14 protein-coding genes are annotated in these 15,967 nt (G+C 73.1%); 4 read left to right on the forward strand and 10 right to left on the reverse strand.

The window, feature by feature from the left end:
• Positions 1–19: 19 nt before the first annotated feature.
• Genes FHX82_RS23575 through FHX82_RS23595 form a run of 5 tightly spaced genes read right to left on the reverse strand, consistent with a single transcriptional unit; the run spans position 20 to position 6,028 of the window.
• Positions 20–1,066, reverse strand: a complete 1,047-nt coding sequence (locus FHX82_RS23575) for an LLM class flavin-dependent oxidoreductase (protein ID WP_145934937.1) — start codon at positions 1,064–1,066, stop codon at positions 20–22.
• Positions 1,063–2,634: a dipeptide ABC transporter ATP-binding protein gene (locus FHX82_RS23580; protein ID WP_145934936.1), complete on the reverse strand. Its 1,572-nt coding sequence runs from the start codon at positions 2,632–2,634 to the stop codon at positions 1,063–1,065. Before FHX82_RS23580 ends, FHX82_RS23575 begins: the two co-directional genes overlap by 4 nt.
• Positions 2,627–3,463: an ABC transporter permease gene (locus FHX82_RS23585; protein ID WP_145934935.1), complete on the reverse strand. Its 837-nt coding sequence runs from the start codon at positions 3,461–3,463 to the stop codon at positions 2,627–2,629. The genes FHX82_RS23580 and FHX82_RS23585 overlap by 8 nt, the downstream gene beginning before the upstream one ends.
• Positions 3,456–4,427, reverse strand: a complete 972-nt coding sequence (locus FHX82_RS23590; protein WP_145934934.1) for an ABC transporter permease — start codon at positions 4,425–4,427, stop codon at positions 3,456–3,458. Before FHX82_RS23590 ends, FHX82_RS23585 begins: the two co-directional genes overlap by 8 nt.
• Positions 4,424–6,028, reverse strand: coding sequence for an ABC transporter substrate-binding protein (locus tag FHX82_RS23595; protein ID WP_145934933.1), 1,605 nt, complete (start codon positions 6,026–6,028; stop codon positions 4,424–4,426). The genes FHX82_RS23590 and FHX82_RS23595 overlap by 4 nt, the downstream gene beginning before the upstream one ends.
• Positions 6,029–6,161: 133 nt before the next feature.
• Between FHX82_RS23595 and FHX82_RS23600 the strand changes: the two genes are divergently transcribed.
• Positions 6,162–7,334 carry a sulfite oxidase gene (locus FHX82_RS23600; RefSeq protein WP_229880319.1) on the forward strand — a complete coding sequence of 391 codons (1,173 nt, stop codon included), beginning with the start codon at positions 6,162–6,164 and terminating at the stop codon, positions 7,332–7,334.
• A 93-nt stretch (positions 7,335–7,427) separates the two neighbouring features.
• Here FHX82_RS23600 and FHX82_RS23605 read toward each other — a convergent pair whose 3' ends face one another.
• From FHX82_RS23605 to FHX82_RS23625, 5 genes are read right to left on the reverse strand one after another with little or no spacing between them, the layout of a single operon-like run.
• Complete coding sequence (locus FHX82_RS23605) at positions 7,428–8,498, reverse strand: alanine racemase (protein WP_229880321.1); 1,071 nt, start codon at positions 8,496–8,498, stop codon at positions 7,428–7,430.
• 7 nt (positions 8,499–8,505) lie between these two features.
• Positions 8,506–8,976 (reverse strand): SRPBCC family protein, encoded by a 471-nt coding sequence (locus FHX82_RS23610; protein WP_145934930.1) that lies wholly within the window; start codon positions 8,974–8,976, stop codon positions 8,506–8,508.
• A gap of 1 nt (position 8,977) precedes the next feature.
• A complete protein-coding gene (locus tag FHX82_RS23615) occupies positions 8,978–9,451 on the reverse strand; it encodes an SRPBCC family protein (protein WP_145934929.1) in 474 nt (157 codons plus the stop codon).
• Positions 9,448–9,771: an ArsR/SmtB family transcription factor gene (locus tag FHX82_RS23620; protein WP_183176792.1), complete on the reverse strand. Its 324-nt coding sequence runs from the start codon at positions 9,769–9,771 to the stop codon at positions 9,448–9,450. The genes FHX82_RS23615 and FHX82_RS23620 overlap by 4 nt, the downstream gene beginning before the upstream one ends.
• Positions 9,772–9,787: 16 nt before the next feature.
• A complete protein-coding gene (locus FHX82_RS23625; RefSeq protein WP_145934928.1) occupies positions 9,788–11,461 on the reverse strand; it encodes a helix-turn-helix domain-containing protein in 1,674 nt (557 codons plus the stop codon).
• Between the two features lie 92 nt (positions 11,462–11,553).
• Between FHX82_RS23625 and FHX82_RS23630 the strand changes: the two genes are divergently transcribed.
• The 3 genes from FHX82_RS23630 to FHX82_RS23640 all read left to right on the forward strand — a co-directional run bounded on the left by FHX82_RS23630 (position 11,554) and on the right by FHX82_RS23640 (position 15,937).
• Complete coding sequence (locus tag FHX82_RS23630) at positions 11,554–12,936, forward strand: FAD-binding oxidoreductase (protein WP_145934927.1); 1,383 nt, start codon at positions 11,554–11,556, stop codon at positions 12,934–12,936.
• 182 nt (positions 12,937–13,118) lie between these two features.
• Positions 13,119–15,044: a DNA ligase D gene (gene ligD, locus FHX82_RS23635; protein ID WP_145934960.1), complete on the forward strand. Its 1,926-nt coding sequence runs from the start codon at positions 13,119–13,121 to the stop codon at positions 15,042–15,044.
• 53 nt (positions 15,045–15,097) lie between these two features.
• Complete coding sequence (locus FHX82_RS23640) at positions 15,098–15,937, forward strand: patatin-like phospholipase family protein (protein ID WP_145934926.1); 840 nt, start codon at positions 15,098–15,100, stop codon at positions 15,935–15,937.
• Positions 15,938–15,967 lie beyond the last annotated feature (30 nt).

The following is a 15,967-nucleotide window of genomic DNA, read 5'->3' on the forward strand; positions in this document are numbered from 1 at the left end:
ACGCGGGAAGACCTTCCCATCAGCTGGGAACATCCTCTGTGGACAGTTCGGATTCCCACACCGTCGACGGCAGCTCGCGGCGCACCACCGGCATCACCTCGGCCGCGAACAGCTCCAGCACCTCCCGGGCCTCGCCGGTGTCCAGACCATCCACCGACACCGCCTGCACCTGGTGCCCGAACGACGCGTGGTAGTCCGCGATCTTGTCGATCACCTGCTGCGGGCTGCCCACCAGCGCCGACCCGCCGGCGATCTTCTCCTCCAGAGTGGTGAACTCCGACCGGTTGTGCTGGTACGCCGGGGTCTTCGCCAGCTCCTCGAAGTGCGGCCGGAACCCCTCGACCGCCGCCTGGGAGGTCTTCGCGACGTACAGCCCGCCCGCACCCGAGCCGACGAGCGCGTCCGCCGGGTCGTGGCCGTACTCGGCCCAGCGGCGCCGGTAGTGGTCGATCAGATCGGCGTACTTCTTCTTGGGGTGGAAGCCGTTCGCCGTGAACAGCGGGTCACCCCACTTCGCCGCGAGCTCCGTCGACTCCGTGCTCGACGCGCTGCCGTGCCAGATCCGCGGTCGCCCGGCGAACGGCCGCGGCTGCGTGGTCACCCCGGTCAGCGGCGGCCGGAAGCGGCCCGACCACGTCACCTGCTCCTCGTACCACAGCCGCCGCAGCAGCTCGAACTTCTCCTCCTGGTACTCCCACTGCCGTGCCTCTTCGAGCCCGAACAGCGGGAAGTGGCGGGGGTCGTTGCCCTTGCCGATCATCAGCTCCAGCCGCCCGCCCGACAGCTGGTCCAGCGTCGCGTAGTCCTCGGCCACCCGCACCGGATCGAGGACGCTGATCACCGTCAGCGTGGTCAGCAACCGCACGCGCCGCGTCCGCTCGGCCACCGCCGCCAGGATCACCGGCGGCGCGGACGACAGGAACGGCTCGCCGTGCCGCTCCCCCACGCCATACGCGTCGAACCCCAGCTCCTCGGCCAGCACCGCGTCGTCGACGACCCGCCGCAACCGCTCGTGCTGGCTGCCGGAGCCGTGGTGCGCGACGAGCGAGAACAATCCGAACTTCACGCCGCCTCCTTGGCCTGACCGGGAATCGCCGCCAGTAGCTCCTGGGTGTACTCGTGCGAGGGCCGGTACAGGACCTCGTCCGCGGGCCCGTACTCGACGAGCTCGCCCGCGCGCAACACGCCGACGGAGTCGGCCACCTGCCGCACGACGGCGAGGTCGTGCGAGATGAACAGGTACGCCAGCCCCAGCTCCTCCTGCAGCCGCACCAGCAGGTCAAGGATCTGTGCCTGCACCGAAACGTCCAAAGCGGACACCGGCTCGTCACAGACCACCAGGTCCGGTCGCAACGCCAGCGCCCGCGCGATCGCCACCCGCTGCCGCTGCCCGCCGGACAGCTCGGCGGGCTTGCGGCGCAGCACGCCCGACGGCAGCGCGACCTGGTCCAGCAGCGCCGCCGCGTCCCCGCGCCCGCCCGCCTGGAACGCCCGCAGCGGCTCGGTCACCAGGTCCGCGATCGTGAGCTTCGGGTTCAGCGACGCGTACGGGTTCTGGTAGACCAGCTGCATCCGCCGCCGCAACCGCCGCAGTGCCTCGCCCCGCAGCCCGGTGATGTCCTGACCGTCGAACCGGATCGTGCCGGCGTCCGGCGTTTCCAGCCGCAGCACCAGGCGCGCGGTGGTGGACTTGCCCGAGCCCGACTCGCCGACCAGCGCGAGCGTGCGGCCGCGGGCCAGGGAGAACGACACGCCGTCCACCGCGCGGGTCGGCCCGAAGTCCTTGCGCAGCCCGGAGACCTCGACGAACGGCTCGCCGGAGTCCCGGCGCTTGCGCAGCGGTTCCGCCGACAGGCTCGGCGCCGCCGAGAGCAGCTGCCGCGTGTACGCGTGCCCCGGCGCGGCGAGCAGCTCCGCGCTCGGCGCGCGCTCGACGATCACGCCCTCCGACATCACGGCGATCTCGTCGGCCCGGTCGGCCGCGACGCCGAGGTCGTGGGTGATCAGCAGCAGTGCGAGGTTCTCCTCCGCGGCGAGCTGCTGCAGGTGATCGAGGATGCGCCGCTGCACGGTGACGTCGAGCGCGCTCGTCGGCTCGTCCGCGACCACCAGCCGCGGCTGCCCGGCGAGCGCGGCCGCGATCAGCACCCGCTGGCGCAGCCCGCCCGACAGCTCGTGCGGGTACTGCCGCGCCCGCCGTGCCGGGTCCTCGATGCCCGCGCGGTGCAACAGGTCCGCCGCTTCGGCCGGTGCGCCGCGCTTGGTCGCCAGCCCGTGCACGAGCAGGGTTTCCGCGACCTGGTCGCCGACGCGCTTGACCGGATCCAGCGACACCCCGGGGTCCTGCGGGATCAGCCCGATGCGCCGCCCGCGCACCTGCCGCCACGCCTTCTCGGACAACCCGGTCAGCTCCTGCCCGTCGAACGTGATCGAGCCCCGCTCCAGGCGGCCGCCCCGCGGCAGCAGGCCGATCACGGCGTGCGCGGTGGTGCTCTTGCCCGAGCCGGACTCGCCCACCACCGCCAGGCACTGTCCACTGCGGACAGTGAGGTCGACCCCGCGGACGGCGGGCACGGAGCCGCCGCGAACGCGGTAGGACACCGCGAGGTCCTTGACCACGAGCAGGTCAGTCATGCCGTTCTCCCTCCAGCGCACGGGAAACGCGGTTGGCCGAGAGCACCACCGCGGCGATCACCAGCCCGGGCAGGGTGGTCATCCACCACGCGCTCGCCAGGTAGGCCCGGCCGCCCGCGACGAGCGAGCCCCACTCCGGCGTCGGCGGCGCCGCGCCGTAGCCGAGGAAGCTCAGCGCGGAGATCTCCAGCACCGCCGTGCCGAACGTCAGCACCCCGAGCACCACCACCGGCCCGGCCGCGTTGGGCAGGATGTGCCGCGTCAGCACCCCGAACCAGCGCACCCCGCCCGCGCGGGCCGCCTCCACGTACACGCTCGCGCGCACGCGCAACACCTCCGCGCGCATCAGGCGAGCGAAGTGCGCCACGTTCGCGACGCCGACCGCGACCGCCACCTTCGTCGTGCCGAAACCGAGCCCCGCCACCAGCGCCAGCGACAGCAGGATGGGCGGCACGGCCAGCAGCACGTCCATCACCCGCATCAGCACCGAGTCGAGCCAGCCGCCGCGGGCACCGGCGACGAGCCCGAGCACCGACCCGATGACCAGCGCGATGAGCACCGCGGTGACGGTGGCGCTCAACGACAACGCGGCCCCGTGCACCACCCGCGCGAACACGTCGCGGCCGGTCTCGTCGGTGCCGAACAGGTGCGCCGCCGACGGGGCCCGCAGCTTCTGCCGCGGCACTCCCGCGAGCGGGTCGTAGGAGGTGAACAGGCCCGGCGCGAGCGCCCACAGCACGACGACGACGAGCACCAGCACCGCCAGCACGAGCCCGGGCCGCCGCAGCACGAAGCCCGCGCGGGCGCGCACCGCCAGGACGTCAGCCATGGACGAGCTCCTTCCCGGTCCTGGCCACCGGATCGCGCCGCACCCGCGGGTCGAGCAGCGGGTACAGCAGGTCCACGGCGAGGTTGACCGCCACGAAGAAGAACGCGGCGAGCACGATCACCGCCTGCACCACGGGAATGTCCTGTCCGGTGACGGCCGTCGTGGTGACGCGCCCGACACCGTCGCGAGAGAACACCGTCTCGGTCACCACCGAGCCCGCGAGCAGCTGCCCCGCCACGACGCCGACCATCGTGAGCACGGGGATCGCGGCGTTGCGCAACGCGTGTCCGAAGTGGACGCGCGCCTGGCTCGCCCCCTTGGCCCGCACCGTTTCGACGTACGGCTCGGCGAGCTGCGTGCGCAGGCTCCTGGCGAGCACCTGGCCGATCACCGCGCCCGTCGGCAGGGAGATCGTGAGCGCGGGCAGGATCACCGACGCCAGGCCGGCGTTGCCGAGCGCGGGCAGCAGCCGCAGCTGGAACGAGAAGATCTGGATCAGCACCAGGCCCACCCAGAACACCGGCAGCGAGATGCCCAGCGGCGGCAGGGACAACAGGAGCGTGCCCAGCCAGCGCGTCCGCGTGTACGTGCCGGCGAGCGCGGTGCCGCCGCCGAGCAGGACCGCGAGCACGAGCCCGAGCCCGGCGACCGCGAGCGTCGGAGGCAGGGCGGTCACCACGACATGCGTGGCGCTGTCGCCGGTGGCGATCGAGCGGCCGAAGTCCCCGTGCAGCGCCGCGAGTAAGCGCTTTCCGTACTGCACGGGCCACGGGTCGTTCAGCCCGTACTCGGCGCGCGCCTGGTCCAGCTGCGCGCCGGTCACGGTCATCGCCGCTTCCCCGCCGCCGAGTTTCGCCAGCACGGCGTCGCCCGGCAGCAGGTAGAGGACGACGAACGACAGCGTGAACGCCGCCCACAGCACGACGAGCGCCTGCCCCGCCCGGCGCAGCAGGTAGCCGGTCACGAGCCGGACACCCAGGTGTCGAACAGCTGCAGCCGTGACGACGCCTCGAAGCCGATCGCGTGCGTGTCCTGGCCGAAGGCGACCACCTGGGTCAGCTCGAACACCGGAATGGCGTAGGCGTGCTCGACGATCAGCTTCTGCGCCTGCTCGGCCGCGGGCCTGCGCACCGCCGGGTCGAGCGAGGCCGCCTGCGCGTCGAGCTGGGCGTCCAGCGGGTTGCCGGCGGGCAGCTTGCTGCGGTTGCCCGCCTTGGTGGAGAAGGTGTTGCGCAGGATGTCCGGGTCGGTGCGGGTCACGTTGTACCAGAGGAAGTCGTAGTTCCCGGCCTGCTGCAGCTGCGTGCTCTCCGCCGTGGTGTGCTGCTCGATGCGCAGGTCGAAGCCGATCTTGCGCAGCTGCTGCTGCACCAGCTCCAGCACGCTCTGGTTCTGGTTGAACACCGGCGCGAAGACCACCGCCGCGCTCAGCCGCTGCCCGTTCTTGACGCGGATGCCGTCGGGGCCGGGCACCCAGCCGTCACCGTCGAGCAGCCGCGCCGCGCGTGCCGGATCGAACTTCAGGTCCGCGGACAGGTCGGTGTAGAGCGGGGTCGTCGTGGCGAGGATGCTGGTGGCGGGCTTGTAGTTCGGGCTCAGGACGGTATCGACCACCTCCTGCCGGTCGATGCCGGCACTGACGGCCTGCCGCACCACCTCGTCGGTCAGCACGCCGCGGGTGGTGTTGGCGTGCAGGTTGAACACGATGCCCGGGTTGGGGCGGGTCTGCTCGCCGAAGCCGTTGCCCTGGAACTGGGCCTCGTCGACCGGCTGCACCTCCGTGGTGGCCGAAAGCTGGCCCGACAGCAGGCTTCCGGTGCGCACGCCGGGTTCGGGCACCACCTTGTAGTCGATCCGGTCGAGGTACGCCTCGCCCTGGTGCTGCCACAGCGAGGAGCCCCACGCGTAGCCCTTGCGCTTGCTCAGCACGATGTCGGCGTTCTGCTTGAAGCTGGTGAACACGAACGGCCCGGAGCCGACGAGCCCGTCGCCCTGGCAGCGCTGGTCGGCGCTCTTCGCGTAGGCGGCGGGGGCGAGCACGCCGAGCGACATCGTGGAGCTGGCCTGCAGGAACTGCGCGCTCGGCGCGGCGAAGTCCAGCCGCACGGTCTGCGGGTCCACGACGGTGGAGCCCTGGTAGGCGGCCAGGTATCCCGAGCCCAGCGCGGCCTTGACGCCGAGCGCCTTGATCCCGTCGAAACTGGTCTTGACCGCGGCCGCGTCGACGGGGGTGCCGTCGGAGAACGTCGCGCCCGGGCGCAGGTGGAAGGTGAAGCTGGTGGAGTCGGCGTTGACCTGCCAGGAATCGGCGAGCCACGGCTTGATCTCGCCGGTCTTCGGGTCCTGGTCGGTGAGCGAGTCGACCAGCTGCCGTCCCACGTTGAGGCTGGCGTTGGTGGACGCCTGCTGCGGGTCGAGGCAGTCGGGGTTCGAGCCGACGGCGAGGGTCAGCGTGCCGCCGGCGCGGGGCGGTCCGGCGTCCGCGGCGGTCGTGCCGGCCGAGCAGCCGGCCGCGAGCAGGGCCGAAGCGGCGGCGAGTGGCAGGATGCGGGATCTGGGGAACACGTCGTCACGCTAAAACGCGGATCATCCGTCCGGCTGACTTCTCAGATGCCGGGATCCGGAGTCCACAATGGATGATCCTCCCAGGAAATGGGAACACGTGACAAAGGCGGCCGGATGCGCCACGGTGTTCCGCATGGCAGAGCGGATACGCCGGCGGACCGCGCTCGCACTGGCCGGGCTCGCGGCCACCGCGCCGTGGTGGCCGCGCCCGGCGTTCGCGGCGGCGAGCCCGATCGTGAAACCGCTTCCCGAGGACAAGTTCTTCGTCTACGGCACCAACGCCGAGACCCGCTGGGAGGCGTTGCGCGGCATCGGTGACGTGGTGCCGGTCGACCGGTTCTTCGTCCGGGACCACACCTCCACTCCCCTGCTCGACGCGGACACCTGGCGCCTGCAGCTGTACGGCACCGGCCTGCGCGGCTCGCCGACGGCCGACCGGCCCGTCGAGTTCGGGTACCGCGACCTGTTGCGCCTGCCGTCGCGGACGATCACCGCGCGCATCGAGTGCGCGGGCAACGGGCGCAGTTTCTTCACCACCCAGCAGGGTCAGGCGGTGACCGGCACGGCGTGGCGGCTCGGCGCCGTCGGGGTCGCGCGCTGGAAAGGGGTGCCGCTCGCGACCGTGCTGCGCCGGGCGGGGCTCACCGCTTCGGCCGTGGACCTGCTGCCGCAGGGGCTCGATCCGAACTACGTCACCGGCGGGGTCGACCTCGGCCCGGTGCGCCGCCCGCTGCCCGTGCGCAAGGCGCTCGACGACGTGCTGCTCGCGTACGAGATGAACGGCGAACCGTTGCCGCCCGACCACGGTCATCCGGTGCGGCTCGTGGTGCCGGACTGGATCGGCGTCGCGTCGATCAAATGGGTCGGCCGTATCGAGGTCGCGGCGAGCGCGCTCGCGTCGCCGTGGAGCACGCAGTACTACCGGCTCTGGGGCCCGGACTACCCGCCCGAGGGCGTGCTGCTCGGCAGACAGAACACGAAGAGCGCGTTCGAACTGCCGTGGCAGGCGAGTTTCGATGCCGGGAGGGAGCACGTGCTGACCGGCCGGTCCTGGTCGGGCACCGGCGGCCTCCGGCACGTCGAGGTGAGCACCGACGGTGCCACCTGGCGGCGCGCGACCCCGCTCGCCCCCGCCCGCGGGTGGCAGCGCTGGGCCGTGCGCTGGCGTCCCCCGGGCCCCGGCTCGTACACGCTGCGGGCCCGCGCGACGGACCGCACGGGCGTCGCGCAGCCGGACGTCGCGCCGTACAACACGCAGGGCTACCTCTTCGGCGCCGTCGTCGCCCATCCCGTCACCGTCGCCTGACGGTCCGGAGTGGACGGACTCACGGCTGGGCCAGCCGCGGCAAACGGGTGGGCACCTCGGCGCCCGCGCGCAGGGTTTCGCGTTCCGCGCCACTCACCAGCCGCGCACCCGTGGCCACACCTCGTCCGTGCCCAGCAGGTGGTACTCGTCGAACTGGGCGGCCGTCGCGCAGGCGTGGTTGGGCAGGATCCGCACCCGGGCGCCCACCGGGAGATCCGGCAGCACCGCGCCCGGGCGGGCTGTCAGGATGCCGTGCTCCTGACTCGCGCCCGTCATCACCACGCCCGGATACGGCACGCCGCCGAGGTCCGTCACCAGGCCGTAGCCCTGGTCGACCCGCTGCGCCGCCGTGCCACGGTCGCGCGACAGTGCCATCCACCCGCCGTCCGTCAGCAGCCAGCCCTTGTCCCGCCGGTGGCCGATCACCGTGGTCTCCACCGACAGCGCCAGATCCGCCACCTCGCACACGCCGATCCCGGCCATCACCAGGTCGAAGAACACGAAGTTGCCCGCCCGCACCTCCGTGACACCGTCGAGGTTCCCGGCGAAATGGGCCGTCGGCGTGGAACCCACGCTCACCACCGGCACCTCGTGCCCCGCCGCCCGCAGGTCCTCGGCCACCCGCACCGCGGCCCGGCGCTCGCCTTCCGCCGCCGCCGTCAACGCGGCCGGCCCCTCGGCGAAGTACGACTCCCCCGCGTGTGCCAGCACTCCCCGGAGTCCGTCGCCCAGCACCCGCGCGATCTCTCCCGCGACCGGGTCGCCCGGCAGGATCCCGCCGCGGTGCCCGTCGCAGTCCACTTCGAGCAGCGCGGGCACCGACGCGGCCGCGGCGGCGATCGCCTGCTCGACACTGTCCAGCAGCACCACCAGGTCCACGCCCCGCTGCCGCAACGCGGCCGCCCGCGGCAGCTTGCCCGGCGCGATCCCGACGGCGTAGAGGATGTCGGTGAACCCCGCCGCCGCGAACGCCTCGGCCTCCGCGAGCGTGGACACAGTGATCGGCCCGGTGCCGCCGTCGAACAGCAGCCGCGCGACCTCCACCGACTTCGCGGTCTTCACGTGCGGGCGCAGCGTTCCGCCGAGCGCGGTCAGGTGCGTGCGCAACCGGGCGATGTTCGCCTCGGCTTTCGTGCGGTCGAGCACGAGGAAGGGGGTTTCCACCCCTCGATCATACAGTTCGTCCATCTTCCGGACGAACAGTCCAGGATTCGAGGTGCCGTTTCAGGTCGGCGAGGTTGCCCGGCATCTTCCGCCGCGCTTCGGGGCGCACGAGCAGCGGAACCAGCACCCTGCCGACGCCGTGCCCCTCGAAGTCGACCGCGATCGTCAGCCGGGACCGGCCCTCCGCCAGCGGCGTGACCGTCAGGTCGACCGTGGCCCGCACCGGTCCGTCGATCCCCCGTACGCCCCACGCGTTCGGCGGATCGACGTGGGTCACCTCCGCCGTCACCGACCGCCGCGCCCCGCCGATGCGCCGGGTGGTCGAGCACCGCGTGCCGGGCCGCGCCGGACCGGTCCCGTCCATGTGGCCGCCGACGACACCGGCCTGCCACTCCGGAAACCGGGTGGGGTCGGTGGCGTAGGCGAAGACGTCGGCGGCGGGCCGGTCCACGTCGACCGTGGTCGTGATCGGTGCCATGTCAGCCGACCAGCTCGGCGTAGCGGGAAAGGTACAGCGGCCAGCCCCGGTCGCCCCCGACACCGTCGCCGACCGACTGCCAGCCGGGACCGTGCCGGTCGAGGTGGCGGTGCTCCAGCTCGACGCGCGTGCGGCCGGGGCCTTCGGCGACGAACCGCACCTCCACCTCGCTGGTCCGCTCCGGGTCGGTCTCCACCTGCCACTGGGGGCCGATGTCCCAGCTGAACACCACCCGGTCCGGCGGCTCGTAGGCCAGCACACGCGCCCAGTGACACTCGCTGCCGTCCGTCGCGCGGTCGTAGATGTGACCGCCGACGCGCGGCTCGAACACCGTCTCGGCGATCGGCGTCCGCAGCAGGTTGTGCTCCGGCGGCTTGAAGTCGCCGAACCGTGCGGTGAACGTGGTGAACGCCTGCTCGATCGCCGCGTTGACCACGACCTGCCTGCGGACCACCGTGGTTTCGGTTCCGGTCATGAGCCTTCCTCCGTCGTCTGTTCCGCGACGTCCACGTAGGCGTCCAGTGCCCGCTGCCAGAAGGTGTCGAGCTGGTCGCGCAACGCGGCCACCGCCGCCGGGTTGAGCCGGTAGATCCGCCGCGTGCCCTCCGCGTGCTCGCTGACGAGACCGGCGTTCTTGAGGATCTTCAGGTGCTGGGAGACCGCGGAGCGCGTGACCGGCAGGTGCGCGGCGAGCTGCCCCACCGCCTGCGGCTCCTCCGCGAGGCGGCCGAGGATCGCGCGCCGGGTGCCGTCCGCCAGCGCGCTCCAGCCTTCTCCCACTCGGTCAGTACTCACTAACGGTTAGAGTTCACTAATATTGTTCCCGCGTCAAGTCCCGCAGGCGCAGCAGGAGTTGCAGCTCCAGTGCCCGGCCCGGCTCGCGCCAGCCCTCGCCGAGGAGGCCGTCCAGGGTGCGCAGCCGCTGGTAGAGCGTGTTGACGTGGATCGCCAGCGCCGTCGCCGCCGCGCGCGGGCGGCGGCCCTCGTCCAGGAACACGCGCAGGGTTTCCAGCAGCGGCACCCCGCGCCGCCGCTCCTCGACGAGCACCGGGCCGAGCTGCTCGTCGAAAGCCTGCTCCAGGTCGCGGCGGCCAGTGTGGTCGAGCAGGATCCGGTACAGCCCGAGCTGGCTCGCGGTCGCGGCCTCGCCACGTCGCCCGAGCGCGGTGAGCGCGCCGAGAATCTGCCGCGCCTCGGTGAAGCAGCGGCTCAGCGCGGCCTGCCCGCGCGCGGGACCCGCGACCCCCGCGGCCGGACCGTCCGCCGGCCACTCCCGCCGGACACGTCCGGGCTCCGCGGCCGGCGCCACGGCGACGAGCCGTCCGCCGTACTCGGCCAGGAAAGCATTGCGCAGCAACGGAAGCTGCTCGACCTGCGCCCGCGTGCCGTCGATCACGAGCACCGTGTAGTCCGCTTCCGCGTCGAGCCCGGCCTGACGCATGTCCTGCGGGCGCGCCGAGGACGCCGTGAGCAGGTCGACGAGCAACGCCGCCCGCGTGCGTCGCGACGCCTCGGCGGCGGACTGCTCGGCGAGCAGCGCCAGCGCGAGCGCGGGCGCGGCGCGTTCGAGCACCAGCCGGTCGTCCGGCGACGGCTCCCGCTCCAGCACCAGCGCGCCGAACTCCCGTTGCCCCGCGACGACAGGCTGCACCAGCGCCCCATCACCGCCCCGGCCGGGCACGAACCGGACGGCGCCACGGGTGGCCGAGCGGATCTCCGCCAGCAGGTCCTCCACCCCGCCTCCGCCGAGCACCACCCGCGTCAGCCGCTGGTCCCAGCGCAGGGTCTGCTCCAGCTCGCGGGTGCGCCGCGCGAGCTGCTCGTTGGTCTCGGCCAGCTCCGCGACCGAGCGGGCGTTCTCGATGGCGATCGCGGCGTGCGCGGCCAGCGCCGAGGCCAGCGTCACCTCGTGCTCGGTGAAGTCGCGCTCCTGCCGCTTGCCCGCGAACAGCGCGCCGAGCACGCGGCCGCGCAGGCGCAGCGGCACCCCCAGCAGGCCGCGCATGTTCTCCACGCCGGCCGCGGCGTCGGCGGTCTCGTCGTGCCGGAAACGCCGGTCCGCGCGGTAGTCGGCGGTCCAGCGGGGCGCGGCGTGCTCGATCACCTCGCCCACGAGACCGACGTGCAGGGGCAGGTCGAGACCGACCAGCTCGGGGGTGAGCGCGCCGCTGGTGACCTTGAGCCGCAGCCGGTTCTCCTCGATCAGCCCGAGGTACGCCAGGTCCGCCCCGAGCAGCCGCCGGGCCTGCCCGACGATCTCCGGCAGCAGCTCGTCGGGGGCACGCAGGGTGGCCAGGCTGATCGCGATGTCGTTGAGCGCGGCCAGTTCCGAGGCCCGGCGCGCCTGGTCCCGCAGCACCATCGACAGCCGCAGGGCGTGCGTGGTCTCGCGTTCCGCGGCCGGTCCGGGCAACCCGGCGCCGTGCTGCTGCAGCTCCTCGGGGGTGGCGTCACGGAGCAGGAGCTCGAACCACGTTTCGGCCATCGCCACCCCTGGACGTTCCCTCCGGTGAACGGTGCCGATGGTAGTCGTTCCGCACATTGAAGGCCGTCGTCCGGCGGACCTACCGTGCAGGTATGCGCGACGAAGCGTGGCTGCGAGAGCTGGACCGGCTGCTGCCTCCCGGACGGCTGGTCACCGATCCGGGCGTGACCGAGAGCTACGCCCACGACGACGCCGAATGGGCGCCCTACGAGCTGCCCGCCGCCGTGGTCCGGCCGCGGTCGGCCGAGGAGGTGCAGCAGATCGTCGGGGTCTGCCTGCGGGCGGGCGTACCGATCGTGCCGCGCGGCGCGGGTACCGGGTTGTCCGGCGGTGCCAACGCGACGGCCGGCGCACTGGTGCTGTCCACCGAGGCGATGACGGCGATCAAGGAGATCGACTGGCGGGAACGGCTCGCCGTGGTCGAACCGGGCGTGGTCAACGACCACCTGCGGGCGGCGTGCGCCGAGCAGGGCCTGTGGTACCCGCCCGACCCGGCGAGCGCGCCGTGGTCGACGATCGGCGGGAACGTGGCGACCAACGCGGGCGGCGTGTGCTGTGTGAAGTACGGCGTGACCCGCGACTACGTGCTGGGGCTGCAGTTCGTCACGGGCACCGGTGAGCTGGTGCGGGTCGGGCGGCGCACCGCGAAGGGCGTGGCGGGCTACGACCTCGCGGGGCTGCTGGTCGGGTCCGAGGGCACCCTGGGCGTGATCACCGAGATCACCGTGCGCCTGCGGCCCTCCCGCGAACCCGAGCACACCGTCGCGGGCTACTTCGGCTCCGTCGTCGACGCGGGACACGCCGTCGCCGCGGTCGCCGAGGCCGGGCTCGTGCCGTCCGCGCTCGAGATCATCGACCGGCACTGCCTGGCCGCGGTGGACGAGTGGAAGCACATGGGCCTGTCGACCGAGGCGGACGTCGTGCTGCTCGGCCGCACCGACAGCGCGGGCCCCGCCGGGGAGGCCGAGGCCGACGCGATGCTCGCGTGCTTCGAGAAGGGCGGCGCGGGCTACGCGGTGCGCTCGACCGACCAGCAGGAGGCGGACGCCCTGTTCGCGGCCCGCCGCCTGGCCTATCCCGCGCTGGAGCGGCTCGGCCCGGTGCTGACCGAGGACGTCTGCGTGCCCAAGGGCGCGGTGCCGGAGATGCTGGGACGCATCGAGGCCACCGCGCGGCGGCACGACACGCTGATCGCCAACATCGCGCACGCCGGGGACGGGAACCTGCACCCCCTGCTCATCACGCCCCTCGGTGACGAGTCCGCGAAGCGCCGCGCGCAGGCCGCGTTCGACGACATCATCGCCGACGCGCTCGACCTGGGCGGCACGGTGACCGGGGAGCACGGCGTCGGCCTGCTCAAGCGCGGCGGCCTGGGTGCCGAGGTGGGACCGGGCGTGCTGGCGCTCAACCGGGCGGTCAAGGCCGCGCTCGACCCGCACGGGATCTTCAACCCGGGCAAGGTCGTGGCCCTCTGACGATCGTCCACATCGGATAGACCTCGGTGCGGCCGGTCGGTCCCCTGTGGACTTCGGTGACGCTCCGTGAGCACCTGGACCTCCTGCGCTCGTAACCCGGGCGGCGCTGCGCCATCCGGGTTACGGTCGAGGGCAGGGGAAGGGAGGTCCTCGTGGCGCGTGTGCCGGACTGGGTCGAGCCGATGCTCGCCAAGCCCGACGGCGGGCGGCTGCGCACGGGGCCGGGCTGGGCGTACGAGTACAAGCTCGACGGCTACCGCTGCTGCCTTCGCGTCGCCGCCGACGGGACGACCGTGCTCACCAGCCGCAACGGCATCGACTTCACCGCCGAGTTCCCGTCGCTGGCCAGCGTGTTCGGCAACGCGCTGGGCCGTGCCGCCGTGCTCGACGGGGAGATCGTCGCGTGCACCGAGGACGGGCGGGTCGACTTCGGGCTGCTGCAGGAACGGCGTGGCCGCTACCAGAAGCACCACGGGGACGCGCCCTTCGACGGCACGCCGGTCCGGTTCCTCGCCTTCGACCTGCTGCGGTTCGGCCGCGTGAACCTGCTCGACCAGCCCTACGACCGGCGCCGCGAGCTGCTGGAGCGGCTGCCGATGCCCGACGAAAACCTGGTGACCGTCGTGCCCGCGTACACGTTCGACCAGCTCGACGGCGACGGGCTCACGCCGCAGGACCTGCTGCACCGCGCGTCCGCCGAGGGGTACGAGGGCCTGATCGCGAAGCTGCGCAGCGCGGGCTACTCCCCCGGCCGCCGCCCGGACTCGTGGCTCAAGCACCCGCTGATCAGGACGCAGGAGGTGCTGGTCTGCGGCTGGAAACCCGGCCAGCACGGGTTCACCGGCACGCTCGGCAGCCTGCTGCTCGGCGCACACGACCCCGCGACCGGCGAGCTGGTGTACCTCGGCGACGTCGGCACCGGGTTCAGCCGCCAGGACCGCGCGGACCTGCAGGACCTGCTGGAGAAGCGGGCGCGGCGGACGCACCCGTTCGCCGTCGCGCCGCCCCGTGAGGACGTCGCCCGCGCGCGGTGGGCCGAGCCGGATCTCGTCGGCGAGGTCCAGTACCGTCAGTTCACCCGCGGCGCCGGCCGGCTGCGGCACACGTCGTGGCGGGGCCTGCGCGCCGACCGCGAACCCGAGGAGGTGCTGGCCCCCACCGCCATGCCGAACCCCGAACCCGCCCCGCGGCGCCCGCCGGGCAAGAAGATCACTGTGCAGGCCGGGAAACGCAGGCTCACACTGTCCAATCTGGACAAGCCGCTGTTCCCGGACGGCTTCACCAAGGGCGAGGTGATCAACTACTACTCGCACATCGCGCCGCTGTTGCTGCCCCACCTGGCCGGGCGGCCGGTGACGTTCATCCGCTACCCCGACGGCGTCGGCGGGCAGCAGTTCTTCGAGAAGAACGCGCCGCAGGGCAAGCCGGACTGGCTGAAGACGGCGCTGCTGCCCAGCACCGGTTCACGCGGTTCGGGCGAGGACATCGCGTACCCGCTGATCGACGAGCTGCCCGCGCTCGTGTGGGCCGCGAACATCGCCGCGCTGGAGCTGCACGTTCCACAGTGGACGGTCGCACCGGGACCGAAGCGCCGCCCGCCGGACCGGCTGGTGTTCGACCTCGACCCCGGCGAGGGCACCACGATCGTCGAATGCTGCCGGGTCGCGGAGCGGCTGCGCGAGGTGCTGGCCGCCGACGGGCTCACCCCGTTCGCGAAGACGTCCGGTTCCAAGGGGATGCAGGTCTACGCCGGGATCCGCACGCGCAGCGCGGACGCGCCGTCGAAGTACGCGAAGGCGCTGGCGGAGCGGTTCGCGGCGGAGACGCCGGACCTGGTGACGGCGAAGATGGCGAAGGCGCTGCGGCCGGGCAAGGTGTTCATCGACTGGAGCCAGAACAACCCGGCGAAGACCACGGTGGCGCCGTACTCGCTGCGCGGCCGCGACCGCCCGACCGTTTCGACGCCCATCACGTGGGACGAGGTCCGGCGCTGCCGCAAGGCCGGACAGCTGGTCTTCACCGCGGACGAGGTCCTCGAACGCGCCGAGGACGTGGGCGACCTGTTCGCGGAGATCGACGAAACCCGGGCGCCGCTGCCGAAGCGGTGACGCCCTCCGCGCCGTCGGCCTAGAGTGAACGGCGGACCGAGAGGGGATGGGACATGACCGAGGCGCTGGTACTGGGCGGTGGCGGAGTCGGCGGGATCGCGTGGATCACCGGGCTGCTGACGGGGCTCGCGGAGGCGGGGAACGACGTCTCCGGCGCGGGCCTGCTCGTGGGCACCTCCGCCGGGTCGACCGTCGCGGCCCAGCTGGGCAGCGGACTGAGCCTGCCGGAGCTCTACGCCCGGCAGACCGAACCCGCGCTGCAGTCCGCCGAGATCATGGCCGAGGTGAACCTCGAAACCTTCGCCGAGCGGATGAGTACGCTGCTGCGCGACGCCACGACCCCGCCGGAGGTCCGCCGCGCGGTCGGGAAGTTCGCCCTCGACGCCGAGACCGTGCCCGAGGCCGAGCGCCGCGCCGTGATCGAGTCGCGGCTGCCCTCACACGAGTGGCCCGCCCGCGCGCTGAAGATCGTCGCCGTGGACGCGGAAACCGGTGAGCCGCGGGTGTTCGACAACGACTCCGGCGTGGGCCTCGTCGACGCCGTCACCGCGAGCTGCGCCGTGCCGGGCGTGTGGCCGCCCGCGACGGTCGGCGGCCGCCGGTACGTCGACGGCGGCATCCGCTCCGCCGCCAACGCCGACCTCGCCGCCGGAGCCACCCGGGTGCTCGTGCTCGCGCCACTGGGCGACACCGAGATGCTGCCCACGGAGGTCCCGCTGGCGGACGCCGTGGAGCAGCTGCGTGCCGCCGGCGCCGAGGTCGCGGTGGTCGAACCGGACGAAACCTCGCGCACCGCGATCGGCGAGAACCCGCTCGACCCCGCCACCCGTCGGCCCGCCGCCGAAGCGGGGCGCGCCCAGGGCCGCGCGCTGGACCTCCCCTACCGGCGCTGATGGACTGAACCACTCCGCCGCGCTGCCCGT

The organism is Amycolatopsis bartoniae (assembly GCF_014191255.1).
Lineage (GTDB): Bacteria > Actinomycetota > Actinomycetes > Mycobacteriales > Pseudonocardiaceae > Amycolatopsis_E > Amycolatopsis_E bartoniae.

Coding starts and splice junctions, on each gene's coding strand:
- FHX82_RS23630 (WP_145934927.1), top strand. CDS start 11,554: ATGCGCGACGAAGCGTGGCTGCGAGAGCTGGACCGGCTGCTGCCTCCC.
- FHX82_RS23580 (WP_145934936.1), bottom strand. CDS start 2,634: ATGACTGACCTGCTCGTGGTCAAGGACCTCGCGGTGTCCTACCGCGTT.
- FHX82_RS23640 (WP_145934926.1), top strand. CDS start 15,098: ATGACCGAGGCGCTGGTACTGGGCGGTGGCGGAGTCGGCGGGATCGCG.
- FHX82_RS23600 (WP_229880319.1), top strand. CDS start 6,162: ATGGCAGAGCGGATACGCCGGCGGACCGCGCTCGCACTGGCCGGGCTC.
- ligD (WP_145934960.1), top strand. CDS start 13,119: ATGCTCGCCAAGCCCGACGGCGGGCGGCTGCGCACGGGGCCGGGCTGG.
- FHX82_RS23585 (WP_145934935.1), bottom strand. CDS start 3,463: ATGGCTGACGTCCTGGCGGTGCGCGCCCGCGCGGGCTTCGTGCTGCGG.
- FHX82_RS23610 (WP_145934930.1), bottom strand. CDS start 8,976: ATGGCACCGATCACGACCACGGTCGACGTGGACCGGCCCGCCGCCGAC.
- FHX82_RS23625 (WP_145934928.1), bottom strand. CDS start 11,461: ATGGCCGAAACGTGGTTCGAGCTCCTGCTCCGTGACGCCACCCCCGAG.
- FHX82_RS23615 (WP_145934929.1), bottom strand. CDS start 9,451: ATGACCGGAACCGAAACCACGGTGGTCCGCAGGCAGGTCGTGGTCAAC.